The sequence below is a fragment of the Devosia elaeis genome (genome assembly GCF_001650025.1).
Taxonomy (GTDB): Bacteria; Pseudomonadota; Alphaproteobacteria; order Rhizobiales; family Devosiaceae; genus Devosia; species Devosia elaeis.
This window is the reverse complement of the sequence record NZ_LVVY01000086.1, coordinates 179,595-202,897: the sequence shown is the minus strand read 5'-3', so window position 1 is coordinate 202,897 and position 23,303 is coordinate 179,595. Positions and strand designations below refer to the sequence as shown.

General features: G+C 65.0%; 28 protein-coding genes and 1 other RNA gene. 18 read left to right on the top strand and 11 right to left on the bottom strand.

All coding sequences use genetic code 11. The features are described from left to right. Window positions 1–3 precede the first annotated feature (3 nt). The 5 genes from A3840_RS11150 to A3840_RS11130 form a co-directional block, all read right to left on the bottom strand. Window positions 4–999: a flagellar motor protein MotA gene (locus tag A3840_RS11150; RefSeq protein WP_067456320.1), complete on the bottom strand. Its 996-nt coding sequence runs from the start codon at window positions 997–999 to the stop codon at window positions 4–6. Window positions 1,000–1,124: 125 nt separating this feature from the next. Then, window positions 1,125–1,919, bottom strand: coding sequence for an inositol monophosphatase family protein (locus A3840_RS11145; protein WP_067456317.1), 795 nt, complete (start codon window positions 1,917–1,919; stop codon window positions 1,125–1,127). Window positions 1,920–2,051: 132 nt separating this feature from the next. Beyond that, on the bottom strand, window positions 2,052–3,149 hold the full coding sequence (locus A3840_RS11140; RefSeq protein WP_067456314.1) for a tetratricopeptide repeat protein: 1,098 nt from the start codon (window positions 3,147–3,149) through the stop codon (window positions 2,052–2,054). After that, on the bottom strand, window positions 3,146–3,751 hold the full coding sequence (locus A3840_RS11135; protein WP_067456311.1) for a thiamine phosphate synthase: 606 nt from the start codon (window positions 3,749–3,751) through the stop codon (window positions 3,146–3,148). The genes A3840_RS11140 and A3840_RS11135 overlap by 4 nt, the downstream gene beginning before the upstream one ends. 173 nt (window positions 3,752–3,924) lie before the next feature. Beyond that, window positions 3,925–4,953, bottom strand: a complete 1,029-nt coding sequence (locus A3840_RS11130; RefSeq protein ID WP_067456308.1) for a class I fructose-bisphosphate aldolase — start codon at window positions 4,951–4,953, stop codon at window positions 3,925–3,927. Window positions 4,954–5,133: 180 nt separating this feature from the next. Between A3840_RS11130 and A3840_RS11125 the strand changes: the two genes are divergently transcribed. Continuing rightward, a complete protein-coding gene (locus A3840_RS11125; protein ID WP_067456305.1) occupies window positions 5,134–5,964 on the top strand; it encodes an aldo/keto reductase in 831 nt (276 codons plus the stop codon). A gap of 295 nt (window positions 5,965–6,259) precedes the next feature. On the opposite strand, the gene A3840_RS11120 is transcribed toward A3840_RS11125, so the two are convergent. The 4 genes from A3840_RS11120 to tkt form a co-directional block, all read right to left on the bottom strand. Next, window positions 6,260–7,462, bottom strand: coding sequence for a phosphoglycerate kinase (locus A3840_RS11120; protein WP_067456302.1), 1,203 nt, complete (start codon window positions 7,460–7,462; stop codon window positions 6,260–6,262). Window positions 7,463–7,560: 98 nt separating this feature from the next. Beyond that, complete coding sequence (locus tag A3840_RS11115; RefSeq protein WP_067456299.1) at window positions 7,561–8,091, bottom strand: putative glycolipid-binding domain-containing protein; 531 nt, start codon at window positions 8,089–8,091, stop codon at window positions 7,561–7,563. A gap of 183 nt (window positions 8,092–8,274) precedes the next feature. Further along, a complete protein-coding gene (gene gap / locus A3840_RS11110) occupies window positions 8,275–9,282 on the bottom strand; it encodes a type I glyceraldehyde-3-phosphate dehydrogenase (RefSeq protein WP_067456296.1) in 1,008 nt (335 codons plus the stop codon). Window positions 9,283–9,331: 49 nt separating this feature from the next. After that, window positions 9,332–11,305, bottom strand: coding sequence for a transketolase (gene tkt / locus A3840_RS11105; protein WP_067456293.1), 1,974 nt, complete (start codon window positions 11,303–11,305; stop codon window positions 9,332–9,334). 238 nt (window positions 11,306–11,543) lie between these two features. Here tkt and A3840_RS11100 point away from each other — a divergent pair, with 238 nt between their 5' ends. The 4 genes from A3840_RS11100 to A3840_RS19070 are packed head-to-tail and all read left to right on the top strand — an operon-like array spanning window position 11,544 to window position 12,810. Continuing rightward, on the top strand, window positions 11,544–11,834 hold the full coding sequence (locus A3840_RS11100; RefSeq protein ID WP_067456290.1) for a DUF4164 family protein: 291 nt from the start codon (window positions 11,544–11,546) through the stop codon (window positions 11,832–11,834). A 1-nt stretch (window position 11,835) separates the two neighbouring features. Further along, window positions 11,836–12,207, top strand: a complete 372-nt coding sequence (locus A3840_RS20155; protein ID WP_082903819.1) for a cell division protein ZapA — start codon at window positions 11,836–11,838, stop codon at window positions 12,205–12,207. Window positions 12,208–12,255: 48 nt separating this feature from the next. After that, the gene (locus A3840_RS11090; RefSeq protein ID WP_067456285.1) at window positions 12,256–12,519 is read left to right on the top strand and encodes a type II toxin-antitoxin system ParD family antitoxin; all 264 of its coding nucleotides are present in this window, start codon (window positions 12,256–12,258) and stop codon (window positions 12,517–12,519) included. 3 nt (window positions 12,520–12,522) lie between these two features. After that, window positions 12,523–12,810, top strand: coding sequence for a type II toxin-antitoxin system RelE/ParE family toxin (locus tag A3840_RS19070; protein WP_082903818.1), 288 nt, complete (start codon window positions 12,523–12,525; stop codon window positions 12,808–12,810). A gap of 41 nt (window positions 12,811–12,851) precedes the next feature. On the opposite strand, the gene A3840_RS11085 is transcribed toward A3840_RS19070, so the two are convergent. Further along, window positions 12,852–14,474, bottom strand: a complete 1,623-nt coding sequence (locus A3840_RS11085) for a cation:proton antiporter (protein ID WP_067456283.1) — start codon at window positions 14,472–14,474, stop codon at window positions 12,852–12,854. Between the two features lie 103 nt (window positions 14,475–14,577). Between A3840_RS11085 and ssrS the strand changes: the two genes are divergently transcribed. The 5 genes from ssrS to A3840_RS11060 all read left to right on the top strand — a co-directional run bounded on the left by ssrS (window position 14,578) and on the right by A3840_RS11060 (window position 17,370). After that, window positions 14,578–14,735: non-coding RNA, 6S RNA (ssrS, locus tag A3840_RS11080), on the top strand. Window positions 14,736–14,755: 20 nt separating this feature from the next. Then, on the top strand, window positions 14,756–15,343 hold the full coding sequence (locus A3840_RS11075; RefSeq protein WP_067456277.1) for a 5-formyltetrahydrofolate cyclo-ligase: 588 nt from the start codon (window positions 14,756–14,758) through the stop codon (window positions 15,341–15,343). After that, window positions 15,340–16,155, top strand: a complete 816-nt coding sequence (locus A3840_RS11070; protein ID WP_067456274.1) for a TIGR00282 family metallophosphoesterase — start codon at window positions 15,340–15,342, stop codon at window positions 16,153–16,155. The genes A3840_RS11075 and A3840_RS11070 overlap by 4 nt, the downstream gene beginning before the upstream one ends. Before the next feature lie 11 nt (window positions 16,156–16,166). Continuing rightward, window positions 16,167–16,538 carry a SecDF P1 head subdomain-containing protein gene (locus A3840_RS11065; RefSeq protein ID WP_131798305.1) on the top strand — a complete coding sequence of 124 codons (372 nt, stop codon included), beginning with the start codon at window positions 16,167–16,169 and terminating at the stop codon, window positions 16,536–16,538. 85 nt (window positions 16,539–16,623) lie between these two features. Continuing rightward, a complete protein-coding gene (locus A3840_RS11060; RefSeq protein ID WP_067456268.1) occupies window positions 16,624–17,370 on the top strand; it encodes a YebC/PmpR family DNA-binding transcriptional regulator in 747 nt (248 codons plus the stop codon). A gap of 383 nt (window positions 17,371–17,753) precedes the next feature. On the opposite strand, the gene A3840_RS11055 is transcribed toward A3840_RS11060, so the two are convergent. Beyond that, the gene (locus A3840_RS11055; protein WP_082903817.1) at window positions 17,754–18,497 is read right to left on the bottom strand and encodes a GGDEF domain-containing protein; all 744 of its coding nucleotides are present in this window, start codon (window positions 18,495–18,497) and stop codon (window positions 17,754–17,756) included. A 151-nt stretch (window positions 18,498–18,648) separates the two neighbouring features. Between A3840_RS11055 and ruvC the strand changes: the two genes are divergently transcribed. The 8 genes from ruvC (at window position 18,649) to tolQ (ending at window position 23,303) form a co-directional block, all read left to right on the top strand. Next, a complete protein-coding gene (gene ruvC / locus A3840_RS11050) occupies window positions 18,649–19,155 on the top strand; it encodes a crossover junction endodeoxyribonuclease RuvC (RefSeq protein ID WP_067456265.1) in 507 nt (168 codons plus the stop codon). After that, window positions 19,152–19,769: a Holliday junction branch migration protein RuvA gene (gene ruvA / locus A3840_RS11045; protein ID WP_067456263.1), complete on the top strand. Its 618-nt coding sequence runs from the start codon at window positions 19,152–19,154 to the stop codon at window positions 19,767–19,769. The genes ruvC and ruvA overlap by 4 nt, the downstream gene beginning before the upstream one ends. 57 nt (window positions 19,770–19,826) lie before the next feature. Then, window positions 19,827–20,090, top strand: a complete 264-nt coding sequence (locus A3840_RS11040) for an AbrB/MazE/SpoVT family DNA-binding domain-containing protein (protein WP_067456260.1) — start codon at window positions 19,827–19,829, stop codon at window positions 20,088–20,090. Then, window positions 20,065–20,478: a type II toxin-antitoxin system VapC family toxin gene (locus tag A3840_RS11035; RefSeq protein WP_082903815.1), complete on the top strand. Its 414-nt coding sequence runs from the start codon at window positions 20,065–20,067 to the stop codon at window positions 20,476–20,478. The genes A3840_RS11040 and A3840_RS11035 overlap by 26 nt, the downstream gene beginning before the upstream one ends. After that, on the top strand, window positions 20,475–21,512 hold the full coding sequence (ruvB, locus tag A3840_RS11030; RefSeq protein WP_067456253.1) for a Holliday junction branch migration DNA helicase RuvB: 1,038 nt from the start codon (window positions 20,475–20,477) through the stop codon (window positions 21,510–21,512). Before A3840_RS11035 ends, ruvB begins: the two co-directional genes overlap by 4 nt. Beyond that, a complete protein-coding gene (locus A3840_RS11025) occupies window positions 21,509–21,997 on the top strand; it encodes an NUDIX hydrolase (protein WP_067456250.1) in 489 nt (162 codons plus the stop codon). Before ruvB ends, A3840_RS11025 begins: the two co-directional genes overlap by 4 nt. Next, the gene (ybgC, locus tag A3840_RS11020) at window positions 21,994–22,386 is read left to right on the top strand and encodes a tol-pal system-associated acyl-CoA thioesterase (protein ID WP_067456247.1); all 393 of its coding nucleotides are present in this window, start codon (window positions 21,994–21,996) and stop codon (window positions 22,384–22,386) included. Before A3840_RS11025 ends, ybgC begins: the two co-directional genes overlap by 4 nt. A gap of 215 nt (window positions 22,387–22,601) precedes the next feature. Beyond that, window positions 22,602–23,303, top strand: coding sequence for a protein TolQ (gene tolQ / locus A3840_RS11015; protein WP_067456395.1), 702 nt, complete (start codon window positions 22,602–22,604; stop codon window positions 23,301–23,303).

Below are 23,303 nucleotides of genomic sequence, written 5' to 3'. Positions count from 1 at the left end.
GGGTCAGTTCCGCCGCTCGTTGTCGTCTTCGTTGAGCATGGCCTCGATCAGGTCGCGCAGCTTCTTGTTGGTCTCGCCCTGTTCGGTGATGTAGCGCCGCAAATCCTCCTGCTCGGTGCGGATATGCTTGACCAGCCCGTCAATGCCGCGCGCCAGCTCGGCCATGGCGCGAATGGCGTTCTGGGAGGAATTCTGGTTCTGCATATTGGCGCCCATGCGCTCGATCATGGCCTGCATGTCGGCGCCGGCCACGCCCATGGAATTGGCCTGCATGGCGGTGACGGGGTGATCCAGCTCGGTCATCGAGGTCATCCAGTCCTCGAGATCGGTATAGAAGGCGTTCTGCGCCTGGCTGGTCTGCAGATCGAGAAAGCCGAGCACCAGCGAACCGGAAAGGCCGAACAGCGAGGAGGAAAAGGCTGTGCCCATGCCGCCCAGCGGGGCGACCAGGCCCTCGCGCAGATTGGAGAACAGGGTGGCCGTGTCGCCCTGGGTCACGTCCAGCGCATTGATGACGGTGCTGACCGAGGTGACGGTTTCGAGCAGGCCGTAAAAGGTGCCGAGCAGGCCGAGAAAGACCAGGAGGCCGGTGAGATAGCGCGAGGTGTCCTTGGCCTCGTCGAGCCGATTGCCCACCGAATCCAGGATCGAGCGCATGGAGGACGGCGTGATGATCGCCTCCCCGATGCGCTCGCGCAGGATGCCGGCGACGGGCGCGAGCAATACGGGCGGGCGCACATTGGTCTGGGTGCCGTCCTGGAGGGAATTGACCCATTTCACTTCCGGGAACAGCCGGAAAATCTGGCGGAAGCTGAGAAAGATGCCGACCGCCAGGGTGAAGAAGATCAGCGAATTGATGAAGGGGTTGGCCCAGAAGAAGGTGACGATCGTGGAGAACAGGATGGCGGCCACCAGCGCCACCAGCACCAGGAAGATCAGGATCTTGACCAGGTAAACCGCGGGGCTGGCGAGGTGGTAGGGATCGTAGCCTTGCGTCATCTTTGCCGAACCTTGCCCCTCTGCCGCAAATCAAACCGCCCCGAGTCTAGAGGCGGGCGGGAGGCGTGACAATAAGGTTAACGAGGCGGTGAGGCGGGAATGTGATGGCGGAAGCGGCCCGGCCGTCAGCTGATCGGCTTCAGCGCCTTGAAAAGCTGGCCATGCAGGGCCTCGTTGCCGGCGACGATCTGGCCGTTCCACACCGAGCCGGGCTGGCCGGCATAATCGGTGACCAGGCCCCCCGCTTCGCGGACCATGAGCAGGCCGGGCGCCACGTCCCAGGGCTTGAGGCCGGCTTCCCAGAGCGCGTCGTAGCGGCCGGCGGCGAGCCAGGCCATGTCCAGGCAGATCGAGCCGGAGCGGCGGATGCCGGCCACGGCCGGATTGATGCTGGCCAATTGACGCAATTGCAGGGCGTCATTGGCGGTGCCCTGGGTCTTGATGCCGGTGCACACGACCGCGTCGGAGAGGTGGCGGCGGGCACCCACGCGCAGGCGCTTGCGGTCGGCCAGCCAGGCGCCACCGCCCTTTTCGGCGGTGAACAACTCGTCCATGACCGGGTTGTAGATCACCGAGGCGACGATGTCGTCGCCACGCTGCAGCGCGATGGCCACGGCAAAGAGCGGTATCGAATGCAGGAAATTGGTGGTGCCGTCGAGCGGATCGATGATCCAGGTATGCTGGCCGTCGGTGCCGGCCACCTCGCCGCCTTCCTCCATCAGGAACGCATAGGTGGGCCGGGCCTTGCGCAATTCGTCATAGACGATCTGCTCGGCGCGCAAATCCGCCTTGGAGACGAAATCGGCCGGTCCCTTGCGCGAGACCTGCAGGTTCTCGACCTCGTTGAAGTCGCGGCTCAGCGACTTGCCGGCCTTGATGGCGGCATTGACCATGACGTTGAGGAGGGCGGAACGCGCCATAGGTAAAGTGCTCGCTGGCTCATGCGGCCCGCCGGGCGCCATCGCGTTTGCGCTGCCGCCCGGCCAGGGATCGTGGCATCCCGCCGCTGGTTTCAAGTGTGGCAGGCTTATTGCCCCAGAAAGGGGCCCGGTTCAAGGGGCTTGCGTTTCCGGCGCGTCCACGGCGGGGTCGCCGGCAGCTTCTTCGGCCGGCGCCGGGGCATTTTCGGCGTTCATCGGGCTGGGCAGGATGGGCTCGTCGATCGCCGGCAGGTCGGTCGGATCCGCATTGGCGCTGGCGGTGCCCGGCGGCTCGGAGGGCCAGAAGCGGGCGCGTTCCTCGGCCCGGGCCAAGGCCTCGGCGGGAATGGAGACCAGCATGCGGTCGAGCGCGGCGTCGGACAGCCCCTGCCGGCGGGCCAGCGAGCGCCACATGGCCGCATCCTCCAGGTTCAGCGTCACCCCTTCGCCCGCGGCCAGCAGCTTGGCATAGCGGTTCTGCGCCACGGCATTGCCGCCCTCGGCGGCGCGGCGATACCAGGAGGCGGCGGCGTCGAGATCGCGCGTCACGCCCTGGCCGAGATAGAACAGGGTGGCATAGTCGATCTGGGCGGCGATCAGGCCCTGCTCGGCGGCCAGCGAAATATAGCGGGCGCCCTCGGCCGGATCGGGCGCCACGCCTGCCCCTTCGAGCAGCATGACGCCGTAATCGTATTGCGCCTCGGCCAGTTCGGCCTCGGCCGCCTCCCGCATCAGCGCGGCGGCGCGGGTCAGGCTGGGTTCGGCATAGATGCCTTCCACATGCAGCAAGGCCATATTGTACTTGGCCGGGATATAGCCGGCATCGGCGGCGCTCTGGAACAATTGGGCGGCGCGCGCGCGGTCGCGCGGCACGCCCAGCCCGTCCTGGTAGAGCATGCCCAGTTCGAACGTGGCCAGCCGGTCGCCATTGCGCGAGGCCAGTTGATACCAGCCGGCGGCGCGTTCGGGATTCTGCGCCACGCCCTGGCCCTTGGCATAAATCTCGGCGATCAGGGTCTGGGCGGCCGCATCGCCCTTTTCGGCGCGGGGGAGGGCCAGGTGCATCGCCGTGAGGTAATAGCCCATCTGATAGGCGCCATAGGCCTCGTCCACCGGATGGCGCGGCCCGAAAATATCGGTGCTGATCTGCTCGGCGGGATTGTCCTGGGCCAGCGCCGGCAGGGCCAGGCCGAGCAGCAGGACGGCGAGCAGGGGCGGGATCCTGGTCATGCCTGCTCCCGTGCGGCCCGGTCGAAACCGCGCAGGGCGGCGGCCGGGTCTTCCGTGCTCCAGATGCAGTCGGACAGGGCGACGAATTCGGCGGGGCTGCCCTCGATCAGCGCGATATCGGCGTCGGGCGTGGAATGGACGGCGGGGATTTCGAAGGTTTCCGCCCACCATTGGGCGAGTTCGGATGCCTGCGGGTCGGCCGCGCCGCCCAGGGGGCCGAACATGACGTAATCGACGCCCAATTCGCCAAAGCTCATGGCGTCGTGGCGCGAGCGGATATTGCCGGTGCCGACAATGGCATCGGGCTTGAGCGCCGCGATGGCCTCGCGGATGGCCTTGACGCCGCCCCGGGTGACATGGACGCCATCGGCGCCGAGGCGGCGCACCAGGGCGACATCGTCTTCCAGCAGCACGGCGGCGCCGGCGGCCTGGCCGACCTGGATCAGCCGCTCGGCCAGGGCTTCATAGCCCGCATCGTCCAGCGTCCCGCGCCGCACCAGGAGCGCGGCGATCTCCGGGCCGGTCAGCACCGCCATCAGCAGGCGGGGAAACTGAGCCGGATCGGGATCGGCCGGGGTGATGAGATAGAGCTGCGGCGCCATGGCGTTTCCGAATTGAAGGCAATGCTCCCTATTTGGCCATTTTGGCGACAAAGGGACAGACCCAAATAGGGCCTGCGTCCGCCGGACGCAATGGCGGGCCTCCGGCATGAAGAAGGCGCGCCTCCGCGAGGAAGCGCGCCTGCCGCGACGTTGGGAGGCGTCGGGATGGACGATCAGGCGGCCCGGTCCACCGCATTGGACCATTGGCCCAGGGCGGCGAGCGAATTCATGTGGGCGCGGTGGGCAAAGGCTTCGCGGGCGGCGTTGAAATTCTCGCGCCGCCCGGCCCAGGCCCGCAGGGCCACGTTCTGCAGCGCCCGGCCATAGGAGAAGGTCAGCGGCCAGGGCTTGCCGGAAATCTGGTTCATGGCCGACAGATGCGCGGTGGCTTCCTCGTCGGTCTGCCCGCCCGAGAGAAAGGCGATGCCGGGCACGGCGGCGGGCACATGTTCCTTGAGCACCGAGACGGTGCGGCGCGCCACTTCCTCGACCGAGGGCCGCTCGCGCGAATTGACGCCGGGCAGCACCATGTTGGGCTTCAGCAGCATGCCGGCCAGGTCGACGCCGGCCAGGCGCAGTTCCTTGAACACGTTTTCCAGCACGTCGCCGGTCACCTGGGCGCAGCGCTCCATGGAATGATTGCCCGGCTCGCCGTCGCCTACCACTTCCGGCTCGACGATGGGCACGATGCCCGCTTCCTGGCACAGCATGGCATAGCGCGCCAGCACATGGGCATTGGCGCGGATATTGTTGCGGGTGGGGGCGATGTCGTTGATGGTGATGACGGCGCGCCACTTGGCGAAACCGGCGCCCAGCGCGGCATATTGCTCGAGCCGCTGGCGCAGGCCATCGAGGCCCTCGGTGATCTTCTCGCCGCCCTCGCCGGGCATGGGGAAGGCGCCGCGATCCACCTTGATGCCGGGAATGCAGTCGGCATCGGCGAGGATGGCGCGGAAGGGCGTGCCATTGGCCGCTTCCTGCTTCAGCGTCTCCTCGGTGAGGATGACGCCGGAAATGTAATTGCGCATGGCCTCGGAGGCGCCGAACAGCATTTCGCGATAATCGCGGCGCAGGTCGAGCGTATTGGGCAGGTTGATCTTGGCAAAGCGCTTGCCGATCGTGCCTTCGGATTCGTCGGCGGCGAGAATGCCCTGGCCGGGCGTCATCAGCTTCTGGGCGATCGCATTGAGCGATTTGGTCATCGGTCTGGCCTCAAAATGAACTGGCGCCAGATTAGATTTTCGTCAGCCCGGTTGCGATTAGACCTGCGTTTATGCGACGAAAGGCTGACCTTGTATGGAAGAAGGTCCGGGAACCTTTTGCCGCTTTCGTCCATCGTCAATTCACGATAGGGACGACATTCCATTCGGCGCGAGGACCATATGAGCAACCAGCCCCACCTGACCTTCAATGACGGCCTTTCGATCCCCCAGATCGGGCTGGGTGTCTGGCAGACACCCAATGACGTGGCCGTGCAGGCGGTGGAAACCGCGCTCAAGACCGGCTATCGCCATGTCGATACCGCCGCCGTCTACCAGAACGAGGCCGGCGTGGGCGAGGGGCTGCGCGCCTCGGGCGTGGCGCGGGGCGAGATTTTCCTCACCACCAAGGTCTGGAACGACGACCAGGGCTATGACCAGACCCTGCGCGCCATGGATGCCAGCCTGGACCGGCTGGGCACCGATTATGTCGATCTCTATCTCATCCACTGGCCCTCGGCCTATCGCGGCAAGTTCGTCGATACCTGGAAGGCGCTGATCCGCCTGCGCGAGGAGGGCAAGGCGAAGTCCATCGGCGTCTCCAATTTCGAGGGCGATTATCTCGAAGAGATCATCGCGGCCACCGGTGTCACCCCGGCCCTGAACCAGATCCAGCTCCATCCCCGCTTCCAGCAGCGGGCCATGCGCGCCAAGCACGAAAAGCTGGGCATCCTGACCGAAAGCTGGAGCCCGCTGGGCCAGGGCAAGCTCCTGGACAATGCCCTCGTCGCCGATATCGCCGCCCGCCACGGCAAGAGCCCGGCCCAGGTCATCATCCGCTGGCATCTCGACATGGGCTTCATCGTCATCCCCAAATCGGTGACGCCGAGCCGGATCGTGGAGAATTTCGACGTCTTCGATTTCACCCTGAGCGAAGAAGACAAGGCGGCCATTGCCGGGCTGGATGCCGCCGACGGACGGATCGGGTCGGACCCGCTGACGGCGCAGTTCTGAGCTCTTCACCTCTCCCCAAGGGAGAGTTTACTTGGGGCTTTTCGGCAGGCGCAACGAACTCGGTTCTTGCCCCCCTCCCCCTTGAGGGGAGGGCCGGGGTGGGGGTTCTGGAGGTGCAGCGCGCTCAGCGGCTGCAAGGATTGCGGACAGGCCTGAACCCCCACCCTCATTCCCTCCCCTCAAGGGGGAGGGAGGCGAAAGAACCACCAGATCAATTGTGTGAGAAGTCCGAAGTGAACACTGCCCCCGTCAAGGGAGAGGGGGCGATAGAGCCCGGCTATAGCGGGTTGCGCCCCTACTTCTTCAGCGCTTCCACGCCCGGCAGGGGCTTGCCTTCCATCCATTCGAGGAAGGCACCGCCGGCGGTGGAGACATAGGTGAGCTGGTCCTTGACCCCGGCATGGGCCAGGGCGCTGACCGTGTCGCCGCCGCCGGCCACCGAGATCAGGTTTCCGTCATGGGTGCGCTTGGCGACATGCCTGGCGATGGCGACGGTGCCGGCATCGAAGGGTTCCATCTCGAAGGCGCCGACCGGGCCGTTCCAGACCAGGGTATGGGCGTCATCGATGGCGGCATTGATGCGGTCGATCGAGATCGGGCCGATATCGAGGATCATGCCGTCTGGGTCGATGGCGTCCACGCCATAGAGGCGGGTGGGCGAATTGGCCTTGAAATGCCAGGAGACCACGGCGTCGATGGGCAGGATGATGGCGCAATTGGCCTTGTCGGCCTTGTCCATGATGCGCCGGGCGGTATCGGCCAGGTCCTTTTCGCAGAGCGACTTGCCGACGCCCAGGCCCTGGGCGAAGAGAAACGTATTGGCCATGCCGCCGCCGATGACCAGGCCATCCACCTTGGTGACGAGATTTTCCAAGAGGTCGATCTTGGAGGAGACCTTGGCGCCCCCGACAATGGCGACCACCGGCTTCTTGGGCTTGCCGAGGCCGGCTTCGAGCGCCTTGAGTTCGGCTTCCATGGCCAGGCCCGCCGCTGCCGGCAGGAGGCGCGCCAGGGCCTCGGTCGAGGCATGGGCGCGGTGGGCGGCCGAGAAAGCGTCGTTGACATAGACGTCGCCCAGGCTTGCCATGCGCTTGGCCAATTCGATGTCGTTGGCTTCCTCGCCGGGGTGGAAGCGGGTGTTTTCCAGCACCAGGACCGAGCCGGCGGGGGCCTGGTCGATGGCCTCCCGGGCGGCATCGACATCGACCCAGTCGGTGGCGACGAAGCCGACCGGATGGCCGGTCTCGTTGGCCACGGCCTCGCAGACCTGTTCGAGCGAGAATTCGGCGCTCACCTTGCCCTTGGGCCGGCCGAAATGGCTGAGCAGGATGGCCTTGCCGTCCTTCTTGACGATTTCGCGGATGGTGGGCACCAGCCGCTCGATGCGGGTGGCGTCGCTCACCTTGCCGTCGGCCAGAGGCACGTTGAGATCGGCGCGCAGCAGCACGCGCTTATTGGTGAGGTCGAGTTCGTCGAGGGTCTTGAAGCCGTCGCTCATGGTGCTGCCTCCGGGCGTGGATGTGTGGCCGTGGGGTAGCAGAGTGGCACGAAGGGCGGAAGCGGGGGAGCGAAAAAACTATGGCTGCATCAGCAGCCCTATCCCTGCCGCGCGAACAATCCGGGATAGTCCGTCACCAATCCGTCGCCATCGACCGCCAGCACCGCTTCGAAATCGGCGGACTGGAAGCGGAAGCGGGTGTCGTCGAGTTTGGTATAGACCTGCTCGGCGCGCCGGACGCTCATCTCGGTGGCGTCGATCCAGGCCATGGCGAAGCGGACGGGCTGGTCGGTCCAGGCCGTGCGCCAGATGGGCAGGGCATTGGTGAGCGGGGTGGGCCAGATATCGACATCGATGCAGCCGCGCAAAGCCGGGAGGGGTTCGGCGCGGTCGTCGGACCAGCCACCGGCGCCATCGGCGAACAATTCGAGCACATGCCCATCGGCGCGTTCGATGCGGACCGTGCGGGTATGGCCGTTCTCGTCCAGCTTCAGCCGGTAGAACAGGCCGAAATCGGGGCCGATAATGGCGCCGCGAATGCGGGTGTCGCGGTCATTGGCGATGATATGGGCGTGTTCGAGCGTTTCGAGCTCGAGACCACGCCAGCGAATGGACCGGTTGAGAAGCATGTGATGGTCCTACCCGAGAGGAAACTTATCCTCGCCGTCGTCATTGCCCGGCTCGTCCGGGCAATCCATCTTGCCGCAGCATGGACCGCCCGGACAAGCCGGGCGGTGACGAAAGAAGGATGGTCGGGGCGCACATAAAAAGGGCGCCCCGAGGGACGCCCTTCAAAACGCATCTCAATCCGCTCAGAGCGTCTTGGCCAGGGCCGCGGTGGTGTCGGCCATGCGGTTGGAAAAACCCCATTCGTTGTCGTACCAGCCCATGATGTTCACGAAATTGCCGTCCATCACCTTGGTCTGGTCGAGCAGGATGGTGCAGGAATGCGGATCGTGGTTGAGGTCGGACGAGACCAGGGGGTGGCGGGTGAAGGTCAGCACGCCCTTGAGCTTGCCCTCGGCCGCGGCGATCAGCGCGTTGTTGACTTCCTCGGCGGTGGTATTGCGGCCGGCCAGGAATTTCAGGTCCACCAGCGAGACATTGGGGGTCGGCACGCGGATGGAGATGCCGTCCAGCTTGCCCTTGAGTTCGGGCAGGACCAGGCCGATCGCCTTGGCGGCGCCGGTCGAGGTCGGGATCTGGGACAGAGCCGCGGCGCGGCCGCGATAGAGATCCTTGTGCATGGTGTCGAGCGTGGGCTGGTCACCGGTATAGGAATGCACCGTGGTCATCATGCCCTTTTCGATGCCGACCAGCTCGTTCATCACCAGGGCCATGGGCGCCAGGCAATTGGTGGTGCAGGAGCCGTTCGAGATCACCACGTCGTCCTTGGTGAGCGCGGCATGGTTGATGCCGAAGACGATGGTCTTGTCGGCGCCTTCGGCGGGAGCGGAGACGATCACCTTCTTGGCGCCGGCCTGCAGATGGGCCGAGGCCTTTTCCTTGGAGGTGAAGATGCCGGTGCATTCGAGCACGATGTCGACGCCCATTTCGGCATGCGGCAATTCGGCCGGGTTCTTGACCGCGGTGACCTTGAAGGTCTGCCCGGCGGTCTTGATGGTGTCGCCATCCACCACGACCTCGTGCGGGAACCGGCCATGCACGCTGTCATAGCGCAGCAGGTGGGCATTGGTCTCGACCGGGCCGAGATCGTTGATGGCCACCACTTCGATATCGGTGCGGCCCGATTCGATGATGGCGCGCAGGATGTTGCGGCCGATGCGGCCAAAGCCATTGATGGCGACGCGAACTGCCATGGTAGAGGCTCCTTCGGGAGGGAGTTTGGAAAAGGGAGGCGCGGCTCTCTTACACTTGGGCGGTGACGGCTTCAACAACGGCCTTCGGCGTAATGCCAAAGTGGCCATAGAGCGCGTCGATCGGGCCGGACGCGCCGAACGAATGCATGCCCACAAAGCGCCCCTTGTCGCCGAGCAGCTTGTTCCAGCTCATCTCGATGCCGGCTTCCACCGCCACGCGCGCCTTGGCCGTGCCGATGATCTCGGCCTTGTAGGCGTCGGATTGCTGCGCGAAGAGCTCCATGGAGGGCACCGAGACGACGCGGGCGGAGATGCCCTTTTCGGTCAGTTCCTTCTGGGCCTCGACGGCGATGGCCACTTCCGAGCCGGTGGCGAAGATCACCGCATCGGCATCGGTGGGGCCGACCAGATTGTAGGCGCCCTTGGCCGACTTGTTCTCGGCCGAATATTCGGTGCGCAGCGCCGGCAGGTTCTGGCGCGACAGGGCCAGGATGGAGGGATGCTTGGCTTCCATCGCCAATTCCCAGCATTCGGCGGTTTCCATGGCATCGGCCGGGCGGAAGACCAGCAGGTTCGGGATGGCGCGCAGGGCGGTCAGGTGCTCCACCGGCTGGTGGGTGGGGCCGTCCTCGCCCAGGCCGATGGAATCGTGGGTCATCACATAGATGACGCGCTGTTCCATCAGGGCGGAGAGGCGGATGGCCGGGCGGGCATAATCGGTGAAGACCATGAACGTGCCGCCATAGGGGATGAGCCCGCCATGCAGGGCCACACCGTTCATGGCCGCGCCCATTTCGTGCTCGCGAATGCCGTACATCATGTAGCGGCCCAGGCGATTGTCGGCCTGGAAGGGTACGGTTTCGGGCGTGTTGGTGAGGTTGGAATGGGTGAGGTCGGCCGAGCCGGCCAGCGTCTCGGGCACATTCTTGTTGATGATTTCGAGCGCCATCTGGCTCGCCTTGCGGCTGGCCACCTTGGGCTTGTCCTCGGCGAGCTTGCGCTTGTAATCGGCCATGGCCCTGGAGAAATCGGCCGGCAGCTTGCCGGACATGCGGCGGGTGAATTCGTCGCGCTTGTCCGACTTGGCGAGGCGGGCTTCCCATTCGCCGCGCAGGTTCTGGCTGCGGGTGCCGGCGGCGCGCCAGCTTTCGAGGATGGGGGCCGGAATTTCGAAGGCCGGATAGTCGATGCCCAGGGCCGCCTTGGCGCCGGCCAGTTCCTCGGCGCCGAGCGGGGCGCCATGCACCTTTTCGGTGCCGGCCTTCTTGGGCGCGCCAAAGCCGATCGTGGTCTTGGCGGCGATCAGGGTGGGCTTGTCGGTGGAGGCCTTGGCGTCGAGCAGGGCCTTCTCGATGGCACCCTGGTCATGGCCATCGATCTCGATCGTGTTCCAGCCGACGGCCTTGAAGCGGGCGATCTGGTCGGTGGAGTCGGCGTTGGAGACCTTGCCGTCGATGGTGATGTTATTGTTGTCCCAGATGACGATCAGCTTGTTGAGCTTGAGATGCCCCGCCAGCGAGATGGCTTCCTGGGAAATGCCTTCCATCAGGCACCCGTCGCCGGCCAGCACATAGGTGTGGTGATCGACGAGGTCAGCGCCGAATTCGGCGGCGAGCTTGGCCTCGGCCACCGCGAAACCGACCGAATTGGCCAGGCCCTGGCCCAGCGGGCCGGTCGTGGTCTCGATGCCGGTGGCATGGCCGAATTCGGGATGGCCGGCGGTCTTGGAGCCGAGCTGGCGGAAATTCTTGACCTGGTCGATGGTCATGTCGCCATAGCCCAGCAGGTAGAGGCTGGAATAGAGCAGCATCGAGCCGTGGCCGGCCGAGAGGATGAAGCGGTCGCGATCGGCCCAATGGGGATCGGCGGGATCGAACTTCATCACCTTGGTGAACAGCACCGTGGCGATGTCGGCGCAGCCCATGGGCAGGCCCGGATGGCCGGAATTGGCTTTTTCGACCGCGTCCATGGACAAGGACCGGATCGCATTGGCCAAATCGTTCTGCTGGGCTGTGTTCGTCATGAATGGACCGCTCTCTCGGAAAGGCTGTAATTTCGGGGGAGCAGCGCCTGGCGGCCTCCTCCCAAAGGCGGTTCGAGGCATAACAGGTTCGGCTTTCCTGTCAATGTCGCCAGCCCGGTTTCGCGTTCGGTCGCTGCCGGATTTCCGGGGGTTTGCCGCGTGATGCTGTTGCAATGGATTGCGGGCTGGGGCAGGCTGTCGCAGCTGGAATCGATGCGTCTTGAGGACGATAGCGGCCATGAGTGAGACAGAACTTGAAGAGGGGCTGATGGCAGCCTCGGCGCGGTTCGACCGGGCGCTGGCGCGGCTCGAAACCAGCGCGCGCGAGCTGTCCGGCCGCATGCAGCGCCAGCAGCGCATGGAGGTGGATACCCAGCGCCTGGTGCATGAGCGGGCCCGGCTCGCCACCGAACTCGACAAGACCTCGGCCCGCGCCAAGCGGCTCGATGATGGCGCGCATGAAGTGTCGCGCCGGCTGGTCGAGGCGATGGAAAATGTCCGCGCCGTTTTGCAGAAGACGGAGAGCTGACGTGCCCGAAGTCAATGTCGAGATCAATGGCCGCAAATATCGCATGGCCTGCGAAGAGGGCCAGCAGGGGCACCTGATCGGCCTGGCCGAGCGGTTCAATACCCAGGTGGAAGGGCTCAAGGGCGCGGTCGGCGAAATCGGCGACAATCGCCTCACCGTCATGGCCGGGATCGCGGTGCTGGACGAGCTGGCCGAGGCCGAACGCCGGATCGCGGCTCTGGAAGACCAGGTCAATGCCCTGACCCAGGCGGGGCAGGACATCGCCGCGGAACTGGAAAATACCGAGGCCCAGTTCGCCAGCAAGCTCATCGATGCGGCTAAGACCCTGGAAGGGGTCGCCGAAAGCCTGGACGGCGCCGTGCTACTGCCGTAATCTTTGGCAAAGATTGGCAATCTTTGCCAATAGAGCCCGGAGGCGATCATGGCCACGATGAATGTTTCATTGCCCGATGCGATGAAGGACTGGGTCGAGAACCGCGTCGGCACCGGCCAATATGCCAATGCCAGCGATTATGTACGCGACCTCATCCGCATGGACCAGAAACGGGCGGAAGCCCAGGCCGAATTTGATCGCCTGGTCGAGGAGGGGATCAATTCGCCGCGTATCTCCATAACGGCTGAAGACCTTCTGGAACGTGTCATGGCCAAGGCCGAAGCGGCCGTGGGAACAAGGAAAAGCGCATAGCGTATGGCTTGGGAAACAACCGAAGCGGCAAGCACTGACCTATCCGATATCGCCTTGGCCAGTACATTGCAGTTCGGCCTGCCTCAGTCGCGCAGCTATGTTCGGCGGTTGATTGCCATGTTCGAAACACTGGCTGAAAATCCCAAAATGGCACCGCTCCGCCAATCATCATCCGGACTGGTCCGGATGATGCCGTGCCAATCCCATCACATTGTCTATCGGGAAGAAGGGGACGACATCGCGATTTTGCGCGTGTTGCACCATTCTCAGAGCTGGCCTGACGAAATCTAGACATATTCCAAAGAACAGGCTGGAGCTCTCGCCCGTCGCCTCTAACCCTCCGTCACGCTGTCCATGAAGGCCTGTTCCAGGTCGAGTTTTTCCAGCATGTCGCGGACGATGGTGTCGTCGAGTTCCATATTGTCGCGGGCGGCGACCAGCCGGGTGCGGCGGGCTTCGAGCAGCAATTTGCCGATGGCCAGGGCTTCGGCGGGGGCGATGCCGCTGGGTTTTTCTATTTTCTGTTCGCTGCGGAAGCGCTGGCGCATGATGGCGACGAGCCGGGTGGATTCGGGGCCGGGATTGTCCCGGGCATAGGCGTCCAGGGCCTCGTTGGTGGCGCTGCGCGTCAGCGTTTCGGCCAGGGCGCGCTGCGCCGCGACGAAACGGTCATGGCCGGGGTCCTCCAGGTTCAGCCTGCCGATCAGCCAGGGCAGGGTCAGCCCCTGGATGAGCAGGCTGGCAATGGTGACCAGGAAGGCCAGTGAGACGATGGCCTCGCGGCCGGGGAAGGGGGGGCCGCCGGCCACGACCAAGGGCGTGCCGGCGGCGGCTGCCAGGGTCACCACGCCGCGCATGCCGGTCCAGGCCAGGACGATGTTTTCCTTCCAGCTCAGCGGCGGCTGGGGCGGCATCCTCTCCCGGCCCCTATGCCGGGCGGGCCGGGCCGGCTTGTTCATCAGGGCGCGATAGCGCCAGCGCCCGAGCGCGGCCGAGCCGAAGACCCAGAGGAAGCGCATGGCCACCATGGCGAGGAAGATCACCAGGGTGGCGCTGGCCAGTTCGATATCGTCGAAGCCGGCTTCGTTGGCATCGGCGATGACGAAGCGCAATTGCAGGCCGATATAGGCGAAGACGAAGGTTTCGAGCAGCGTGTCCACCGTGCGCCAGAAGCCGGCTTCCTGCATGCGCTCCTCATATCCGGACTGCACGCCGTGATGGCCCATGGCAAAGCCGGCGGCGACTACGGCCAGGACGCCCGAGGCATGGAATTCCTCGGCGGTGAGATAGGCGGCGAAGGGGATGATGACCGAGAGCGCGGTGGCCAGGGCCGGGCTGGCCAGAAGCCGCCGCGCCCATTGGGCCAGATTGCCGATGACCAGCCCCACCAGGATGCCGATGCCGGCGGCATAGAGGAAGTAGAGCGGGATATTGTCGATAAAGGCATGGGTGCCCGTGGCGACGGCGACCAGGACCGCGAACATGGTCAGCGCGGCCGCGTCATTGATCAGGCTTTCGCCCTTGAGCACCGTCATCAGGCCGACCGGCAGGCCGGCGCGCCTGCCGATGGCGATGGCGGCCACCGCATCGGGCGGGGCGATGACCACGCCCAGGATCAGCGCGGTGATCGGCAGCAGGGCCGGCAGGACGCCCAGGGCCGCGACGCTGACTCCCAGGGTGGAGACGAAGACCAGGAACACCCCCAGATTGACGATGGAGCCCATGCGGCGGCGGAAATCGGCGAAGGAGAAATCGCGCGCCGCCGAGAACAGCATGGGCGGCAAGACGATGGTGAGGATGAATTCGGGCTCCAGTTCCAGCGGCGGAATGCCGGGCAGGAAGGAGGCAGCCAGCCCCACCATGACCACCAGCAGGGCCGGCTGCACGTTGCGCCGTTCGGCCAGCGCGCTCACCGCCAGGGCAATGGTGACGACGATCAGCACATGGGCGAACATGGCAATTTCCTTGGGCTGGCGGCGAAGCCGGTCACAGGGCTGTGCAATCTCATCATAAGTTGCGCCGCGCTCTTTGCATGGCAAGGGGGAAGCGCCTATATCTTGCACGCTGCCCGGTGCGTGAGGACTTTCATATCCCCGGGGCCTTAATCGATCCTAAGGGAGCTGTCCCTGACCGGGCCCGTGGGCTCGGACATACGGCGCCCACCTACGTGAGTAGGTTCCCGGGATCGCATGTCCCACGGCCAGGGCGGCGTCTGAATTTCTGTTCCAGAGGGCGCATGGCGGACCTTGCAATCGAAGAAGCCAAGGCCGGTCTGCGGAAACAGGCCCATGCCGCCCGGGCGGGCCTGTCGCCCGGGGAACGGCAGGACGCCGCCGCCGCGGTCGCCGCGCTGTTCTTCGAGCAGGTCGCCTATAATCCCGAAGACGTCATTGCCGGCTATTGGCGCATTCGCGACGAGCTCGATTGCCAGCCCATCCTGGTGCAATTGCTCGATAGCGGGCAGAAAGTGGTGCTGCCGGTGGTGCAGGGCGCCGATGCGCCGCTCGATCTGAGGCTCTGGGAGGCCGACCAGCCGCTTTACGAGGCCGGTTTCGGCACGCTGGCCCCGTCCGATCTCGCGCCCCGCGCCGAACCGGACCTGGTGCTGATGCCGCTTCTGGGCTTCGACCGGGCGGGCACGCGGCTGGGCTATGGCGGGGGCTATTACGACCGGACCCTGGCCGCCCTCGGCAAGAAGCCGCTTCTGGTGGGGCTGGCCTTTGCCGCCCAGGAAGTGGATCACATTCCGCGCGAACCCCATGATATTCCCCTCGATGCGGTGATTACCGAGCAGGGCGTGCGCTTTTTCGGGACTTCCGTATGAGATTGCTGTTTCTGGGCGATGTGATGGGCCGCGCCGGCCGCGATGCCGTGGCCGAGCGCCTGCCGGGGCTGATCGCGCGGCATGGCTTCGATTTCGTCGTGGTCAATGGCGAGAATGCCAGCCACGGCAAGGGGCTGATCGAGAGCCATTTCCAGGCGCTGCGGGATGCCGGCGCCGATATCGTCACCCTGGGCGACCATGCCTTCGACCAGCGCGAGGCGCTGAGCTATATCGAGCGCGAGCCGACCCTGATCCGACCGATCAATTACGCGCCGGGCACGCCGGGGCGCGGCGCCATGCTGGCCGAGGGTCGCAACGGCCATCGCGTGCTGGTGGTCAATGCGCTGGGCCGGGTCTTCATGCCGCCCATCGACGATCCCTTCCGCGCCGTCGAGGCGGCCATCGCCGCCTGTCCGCTGGGCGAACAGGCCGATGCGATCATCGTCGATTTCCACACCGAGGCCACCTCGGAAATCCAGGCCATGGGCCATTTCCTCGATGGGCGGGCGAGCCTGGTCGTGGGCACCCATACCCATATCCCCACCGCCGATCACCGCATTCTCAAGGGCGGCACCGCCTTTCAGGCCGATGCCGGCATGTGCGGGGATTTCGACTCCATCATCGGCACCGATACCGAAGAGCCGCTCAATCGCTTCCTGACCGGCATTCCCAATGGCCGCTTCAGCCCAGCCGAGGGCGAGGCGACCCTGTGCGGGGTGATGGTGGAGACCGATCCGCGCACCGGCCTTGCCGTCAAGGTCATGCCGCTGCGGCTGGGCGGGGTGCTGGCCCAGGCCGAGCCCGGCTTCTGAGGATGATCTCCATGCGCCGCTTCCTTCTCGCCCTGCTGGCCGGCCTGCTGTTGACAATTGGGGCCATGGCGGCCGAGCCGATGGCGATTGCGGTCGAAAGCGCCGAAGCGGGCCTGGATGAATTCACCGGCCAGCCCCTGGTCAATGTCCGCTGGTCCGCCGAAGGCCAGCGCGCCTTCGCCCTGTTCACCGCCGACCATGTCGGCAAGCGGGTGGACCTGATGGTGGGGAAGGAGGTGGTGACCTCCCCGGTGGTGCAGACCGTTCTCGACATGCGCGACATCCAGATCACCGGCCTGGTCTCGCTGGCCGAGGCCCGGGACATTGCCGGCCGCCTCACCGGCAAGAAGGCGCGGCTTTTCGTGCGGCTGGCGCGGGATTAGCCGCGTGCGCTCGGCTTCACAAGCGGGCCGCTCTTGCCTATAAGGCGCCACCATACCGAGAATTCAATCAGAGCGGAGTGCGCGAATGGCAGGCCATTCACACGCCAAGAACATCATGCACCGCAAGGGCAAGTCGGACGCGATCCGGTCCAAGATCTTTTCCAAGCTGGCCCGCGAAATCACCGTGGCGGCCAAGATGGGCCAGCCCGATCCGGCCTTCAATCCGCGCCTGCGCCTGGCCATCGCCAATGCCCGCGCCCAGTCCATGCCCAAGGACAATATCGAACGCGCCGTCAAGAAAGCCGCGGGCGGCGATGCCGAGAACTATGACGAAATCCGCTACGAGGGCTATGGCCCCGGCGGCGTCGCCGTCATCGTCGAGGCGCTGACCGACAATCGCAACCGCACCGCCTCCAATGTGCGCTCCTATTTCTCCAAGAATGGCGGCGCCCTGGGTGAAACCGGCTCGGTCGGCTTCATGTTCGACCGGGTCGGCGAGATCACCTATCCGGCGAAAGCCGGTTCGGAAGACAAGGTGATGGAAGCGGCCATCGAGGCCGGGGCCGACGACGTCGAAAGCGACGAGGACGGCCATTACATCTATACCAGCTTTGAGAGCATGGCCGAAGTCGCCGCCGCGCTCGAAGCGGTGCTGGGCGAGGCGGAATCGGTCAAGGCCATCTGGAAGCCGCAGAATTCCACCCCCATCGACGCCGAAAAGGGCGCCACGCTGATGAAGCTGCTCAATACGCTCGAAGAAGATGACGACGTGCAGAACGTCTATTCCAATTTCGACATGAGCGACGAAGACGCGGCCAAGCTGGCCGGCTGACACGCTTCGCTCCGACGAGCCCCTGCCTCATCCATTGGGTCATTCCCGCGCAAGCGGGAACCCCTGTTCTGACGTTGATATCGTGAACGGAGGTCCCCGCTTTCGCGGGGATGACGCCTCGGGATGGGGATCCGCCCCAGAGCGTTTCACTATCCGCCATCGTCACCAGCGGGCTTGTCCCGGTGGTCCATGTCGCGGCGCGGCGCCCCTCCACACCCCGCTGCGGCATCCCCCTTATCCGGCGCTGCGCGCCACCTTCTCCCCGAGGGGGAGAAGAATTGGTCCGGTGTTTGTTTTGGCACAATGCCTCTTATTCCTCTCCCCGTCGGGGATAGGGTGGATCGGGCGCAGCCCGAGACGGGTGAGGGGGATGCGGCCGCCCCTCACGCCGCGTCGATCAGCGCCACCCGGTCGCGGCCGGCGCTCTTGGCCTGGTAGAGGCAGGCATCGGCCATTCTGTAGAGGGTGCGGAAATCGGTGGGGCCATGCATGGTGGCGCCGCCGATGCTGATGGAGAGCGGGCAGATATTGCCATCGGTGGCCACGGCCAGCCGCCCTACCGCCAGGCGCAGCTTTTCGGCCAGCCGGGCGGTTTCCCCTGCCTTGGCGCGCGGCAGGAAGATGCCGAATTCCTCTCCGCCCAGCCGCCCGATGGGCAGGTCCGGCCCGGCCGTCTCGCGCAAAGTGCTGGCGATCAGCCGCAGGGCGTCGTCGCCCCGGTCATGGCCGTGATTGTCGTTGATAGCCTTGAAATGATCGACGTCGATGACCAGCAGCGCGCAGGGCGCGTTGGCGGCGTTCAGGGCCGCGCTGACATCGGTGGTGAAGGCGCCGCGATTGAGGCAATCGGTCAGCCAGTCATAGGTTGCCAGCTTGCGCAGCCGCTCGTTGACGATCCGCAATTGTTCCTGGCGGAAGATGATGAAGCCGATCGAGGGGCCGCCCAGCATGGCCGGGGTGACGATCGAGACGATCAGCCCCTGCACATTTATCCCCTGGGAGAAGGTTTCCATGATCACATTGGTGATGACGATGGAGAGCACGATGGCGATGGCGGTGAGTAGGCCCGTGACCCGGAAGACACGCTGCCACGCCTGGCGGCTGAGCGTGTTGTCTGCTCCATGCATCTCGTTTTTGTCCCTGCGTTCCGGGGGCGAACCTATTGGCGCGTTGTGAACAGAAGGTGTGCGCGGTCCGTAAGAATTAAAATATCGCGCCTGTTGCCTCTTTGTTCACTTTGGTCTTGTAGGTTCGCCCGGTCTCTCTACAAGGTAGATCATGAGCGAACCCGTACGAATCATCGGCATAGATCCCGGATTGCGGCGCTGCGGCTGGGGCCTCATCGAGGCGATGGACAACAGGCTGCGCTTCGTGGCCGGCGGCACGCTGACCCCGCCGGTGGAGGGTGCCCTGGCCGTGCGGCTGGCCGCGCTGGCCGGAATGCTGGGCGAGGTGCTCGATCAGCACCGGCCCGATGAGGTGGCGGTGGAGGAAACCTTCGTCAATGCGGGCGTGCGCTCGGCGCTCATCCTGGGCCAGGCGCGCGGCGTTGTGCTGGTGACGCCGGCCCTGCGCGGCCTGCCCGTGGCCGAATATGCGGCCAATCTCATCAAGAAATCGGTGGTGGGCACCGGCCATGCCGCCAAGGATCAGGTGGCCCTGATGGTCAAGACCCTGCTGCCCGGCGCCATCGTCAAGGGGCCAGATGCTGCCGATGCCCTGGCCATCGCCATCTGCCATGCCCATCATCGCGTCTCGGCCAGGCGCATGGGGATTTTGGCGTGATCGGCAAGCTCAAGGGATTGGTGGATCAGTTCGGCGACGATTGGGTGCTGATCGATTGCGGCGGGGTCTGCTACGAGGTCTTCTGTTCCGGCCGCACCCTGCAGGCGCTGCCGCGCGTCGGCGAGGCGGCGGTGATCTTCATCGAGACCATCGTGCGCGAGGACCTGATCCGGCTCTATGGCTTTGCCAGCGAGGCCGAGAAGGGCTGGTTCAACCTCCTGACCAGCGTGCAGGGCGTCGGCGCGCGCGTGGCCCTCGCCATTCTCTCGGTCATGGGCCCCGCCGAACTCTCCAGTGCGGTGGCCCTCCAGGACAAGGCCATGATCGGCCGGGCCAATGGTGTGGGGCCCAAGCTGGCGCTGCGCGTCGTGACCGAACTCAAGGGCAAGGTGCCCGCCATCGGCGCGGTGGATGCGGGCACGCTGGGCCTACAAACGGCTTTGGGCGAGGGGGTTGCGCGCAGCAATGTCGCCGATGCCGTGTCCGCCCTCACCAATCTGGGCTATTCCAGCGCCCAGGCCTCGGCGGCCCTGGCTCGCGTCGTGGCCAAGGAAGGGGAGGATACCCCCACCGAGAAATTGATCCGGCTGGGATTGCGGGAATTGAGCCAGTAGCCTTGTTTCTGGACACTTTCCTTACTACTTTGAGAAAGTAAGGAATTGGAGGTCGTTATGGCCACAGCGACATTGACGAGCAAGGGGCAGATGACTTTGCCCAAGGACGTGCGGGACGATCTCAAGCTGGAGCCCGGCGACAAGGTGGATATCGTCAAGGAGGGCAATCGCTATGTACTGGTGCCACGCAATGTCCGGGCAGAAGATCTTTACGGCATTCTGCACCGGCCCGGCGATCGCCGTATGACGCCTGAGGAAGAAGACGAGGCCAACGCCGCGGCTCTGGCCGAAGAGGATGAGCGTATTCGTGCTGGGCGTTGACACCAATGTGCTGGTGCGCTTTTTGACGCGGGACGATGCCGTTCAGTCGGAAATTGCCCGCAATATCCTCACGTCACGTGAAAATCAGCCCATCCATATTTCTCTCGTCGCGCTGGTGGAACTGGTTTGGGTGCTGACCAAACTCAAGCGCTGGTCGAGAAGGGACGTATTCGAGGTCTGCCGTGACCTTCTGCGCAGCGGGGACTTCGTCATAGAATCCGCGGCTCTGGTCGAGCAATGCCTGCTTGAGGCCGAAAATGCGAAATGCGACTTTGCCGACGCGCTGATCGCGGCGGTCAATATGCGCGCCGGTTGCGCGACGACAGTAACTTTCGATCATGATGCACGCACCCTCGCCGGGATGACGGCCGCGGAGACCTTTTCTTGACCTCCCTCACTTCCGCCGCCGCCGGGCGCGATGACAATCTCGATGTTTCCCTGCGCCCGTCCGGCTTTGCCGATTTCGTCGGCCAGGCCGATGCGCGGGCCAATCTCGAAGTCTTCATCAAGGCGGCGCGGCAGCGCGGCGCGGCGCTGGATCATGTACTGTTCGTCGGCCCGCCCGGCCTGGGCAAGACCACGCTGGCGCAGATCATCGCCCGGGAATTGGGCGTGGGTTTCCGCGCCACCTCCGGCCCGGTCATCGCCAAGGCGGGGGACCTGGCGGCGCTGCTGACCAATCTGGAAGAGCGCGACGTGCTCTTCATCGACGAAATCCACCGGCTCAATCCCGCCATCGAGGAAGTGCTCTATCCGGCGATGGAGGATTTCCAGCTCGATCTCATCATCGGGGAAGGCCCGGCCGCCCGCTCGGTGCGCATCGATCTTGCCAAGTTCACCCTGGTTGGCGCCACCACCCGCGCGGGCCTCCTCACCACGCCCCTGCGCGACCGTTTCGGCATTCCGGTGCGGCTCAACTTCTATACGCCGCAGGAACTGGTGCAGATCGTGACGCGCGGCGCGCGGCTCATGGGCATGCCCATGGCGCCGGACGGGGCCATGGAGATCGCCCGCCGCTCGCGCGGCACGCCGCGCATTGCCGGGCGGCTGCTGCGCCGGGTCATCGATTTCGCCATGGTCGACGGCGCCTCCGAGATCGACAGGGCCGTTGCCGACAAGGCGCTGATCCGCCTCGATGTCGATGCGCGCGGGCTGGACCAGCTCGACCGGCGCTATCTCACCACCATCGCCGATTTCTACAATGGCGGGCCGGTGGGCATCGAGACCATTGCCGCCGCGCTCAGCGAGCCCCGCGACGCGGTGGAGGAGATCGTCGAGCCCTACCTCCTGCAACAGGGTTTCATCCAGCGCACGCCGCGCGGCCGCATGCTCACCGCCATTGCCTTCCAGCACCTGAACAGGAGCGTGCCGCAGGGTTTCGTCGGCATGCAGGCCAACCTGTTCGAGGAGGACGGGGAGTGAACCGTCACGTCATCAGTTTTCCCATCGAGGGCAGCCGCTTCAATTATCGCGTCGCCGCCATCATCGTGGTGGATGGCCATGTGCTGGTCTGCCGCGAGGATGATGACGCCTATACCATGCTGCCGGGCGGCCGGGTCGAATTGGGTGAGCCCAGCCGGCTCAGCCTCGAGCGCGAGATCGCCGAGGAGCTGGCCATGCCGGCGGCGATCGGACCCCTGGCGGCGACCTCGGAAAGCTTCTATCGCCGCGAGGGCCAGGATTTCCACGAGCTGGGCTTTTTCTATAGAGCCGAGCTGACGGGGCAGGGCCCGAACGGACAATCGCCCTGGCTGGTGCGGCAGGACGAGGGGCACGATCTCTCATTCCATTGGGTGCCGCTGGCGGGCGCAGCGCTGGAGGGCTTCAACCTCCTGCCGGCCTGGCTGCCCGCTTTCCTGCGCGATCTGCCGGCGGGGCCGGTCCATATCGTCGACGGCGCCCGATGAGCGCGCACCGCTTTCCCGTCCGCATCTATTACGAAGACACCGATTTCTCGGGCAATGTCTACCATGCGGCCTATTTGAAGTTCCTCGAGCGGGGCCGCACCGAATTCCTGCGCGAGGCCGGCATCCATCATTCCGAGCTGGCGACCGAGGGCATCGCCTTTGCCGTCCGCTCGATGAACATCGACTTTATCGCCCCCGCCCATATCGATGATATGCTGACCGTCCTCACCGAGCCGGTCGAGGCCAGTGGCGCGCGGCTCAAATTGCGTCAGACAATTCTGCGTGAAGATGTTCTGCTGATAAAGGCGGAGCTGACCGTGGTTTCGATCAAGACCAGCGGCGGGCCGGCACGCCTTCCGCTATCCATAAGGGCTCTGGTGAGGCCCTGAACGTTAGCAGTCTGCTAGCGAAGTCGCCGTTTCGGATTCGGTTTGTTAACCCTTTGGTGACCATAAAGAGGCCAAAGGGAGCTTTGCGCCGTCTCGGCCGGTCAACGGCCCGGAATACGGGGCATTTCTCTTAATTTTGACAGATTTGGTCCCCATCGCACCGACGATGGGGCCGCTTATGTGAGCCGGGCCGAGAAGGAATTTTCATGGAAGCCATGGATGCAGTTGGAGCTGCCGCTCCACATACCGATCTGTCCATCTGGGGCCTGTTCTGGATGGCCGACATCGTCGTCAAGTCGGTGATGCTGGGCCTGCTTGCAGCCTCGGTCTGGTGCTGGGCGATCATCATCGACAAGACCATCGCCTATCGCCGGATGAAGGATGAGATGAACCGCTTCGAGCGCACGTTCTGGTCCGGCCAGTCGCTGGAAGAGCTTTACCAGCAGCAATCGGAGAAACCCTCGGGTGGGCTGGGTTCGGTCTTCGTGGCGGCCATGAAGGAATGGAAGCGCAGCCACGAGCAGAACGCGGCCAGCTTCGTGGGCATGCAGCAGCGCCTCGACAAGGTGCTGGACGTGGCCATTGCCCGCGAGAGCGAATATCTCGAAAAACGCCTGGGTTTCCTGGCCACTGTCGGTTCGGCCGGGCCCTTTATCGGCCTGTTCGGCACGGTCTGGGGCATCATGAACGCCTTCACCAATATCGCGGCCTCGTCCGATACCAATCTTGCCGTCGTGGCCGGCCCGATCGCCGAAGCGTTGTTCGCCACCGCAATCGGTCTCGTCGCTGCCATTCCGGCGGTTATCGCCTATAACAAGCTCTCCTCCGATGCCGGCAAGATGATCGGCCGGCTGGAAGGCTTTGCCGACGAATTCTCCACCATCCTGTCCCGCCAGCTCGAAGCGCGGAGCCGCTGA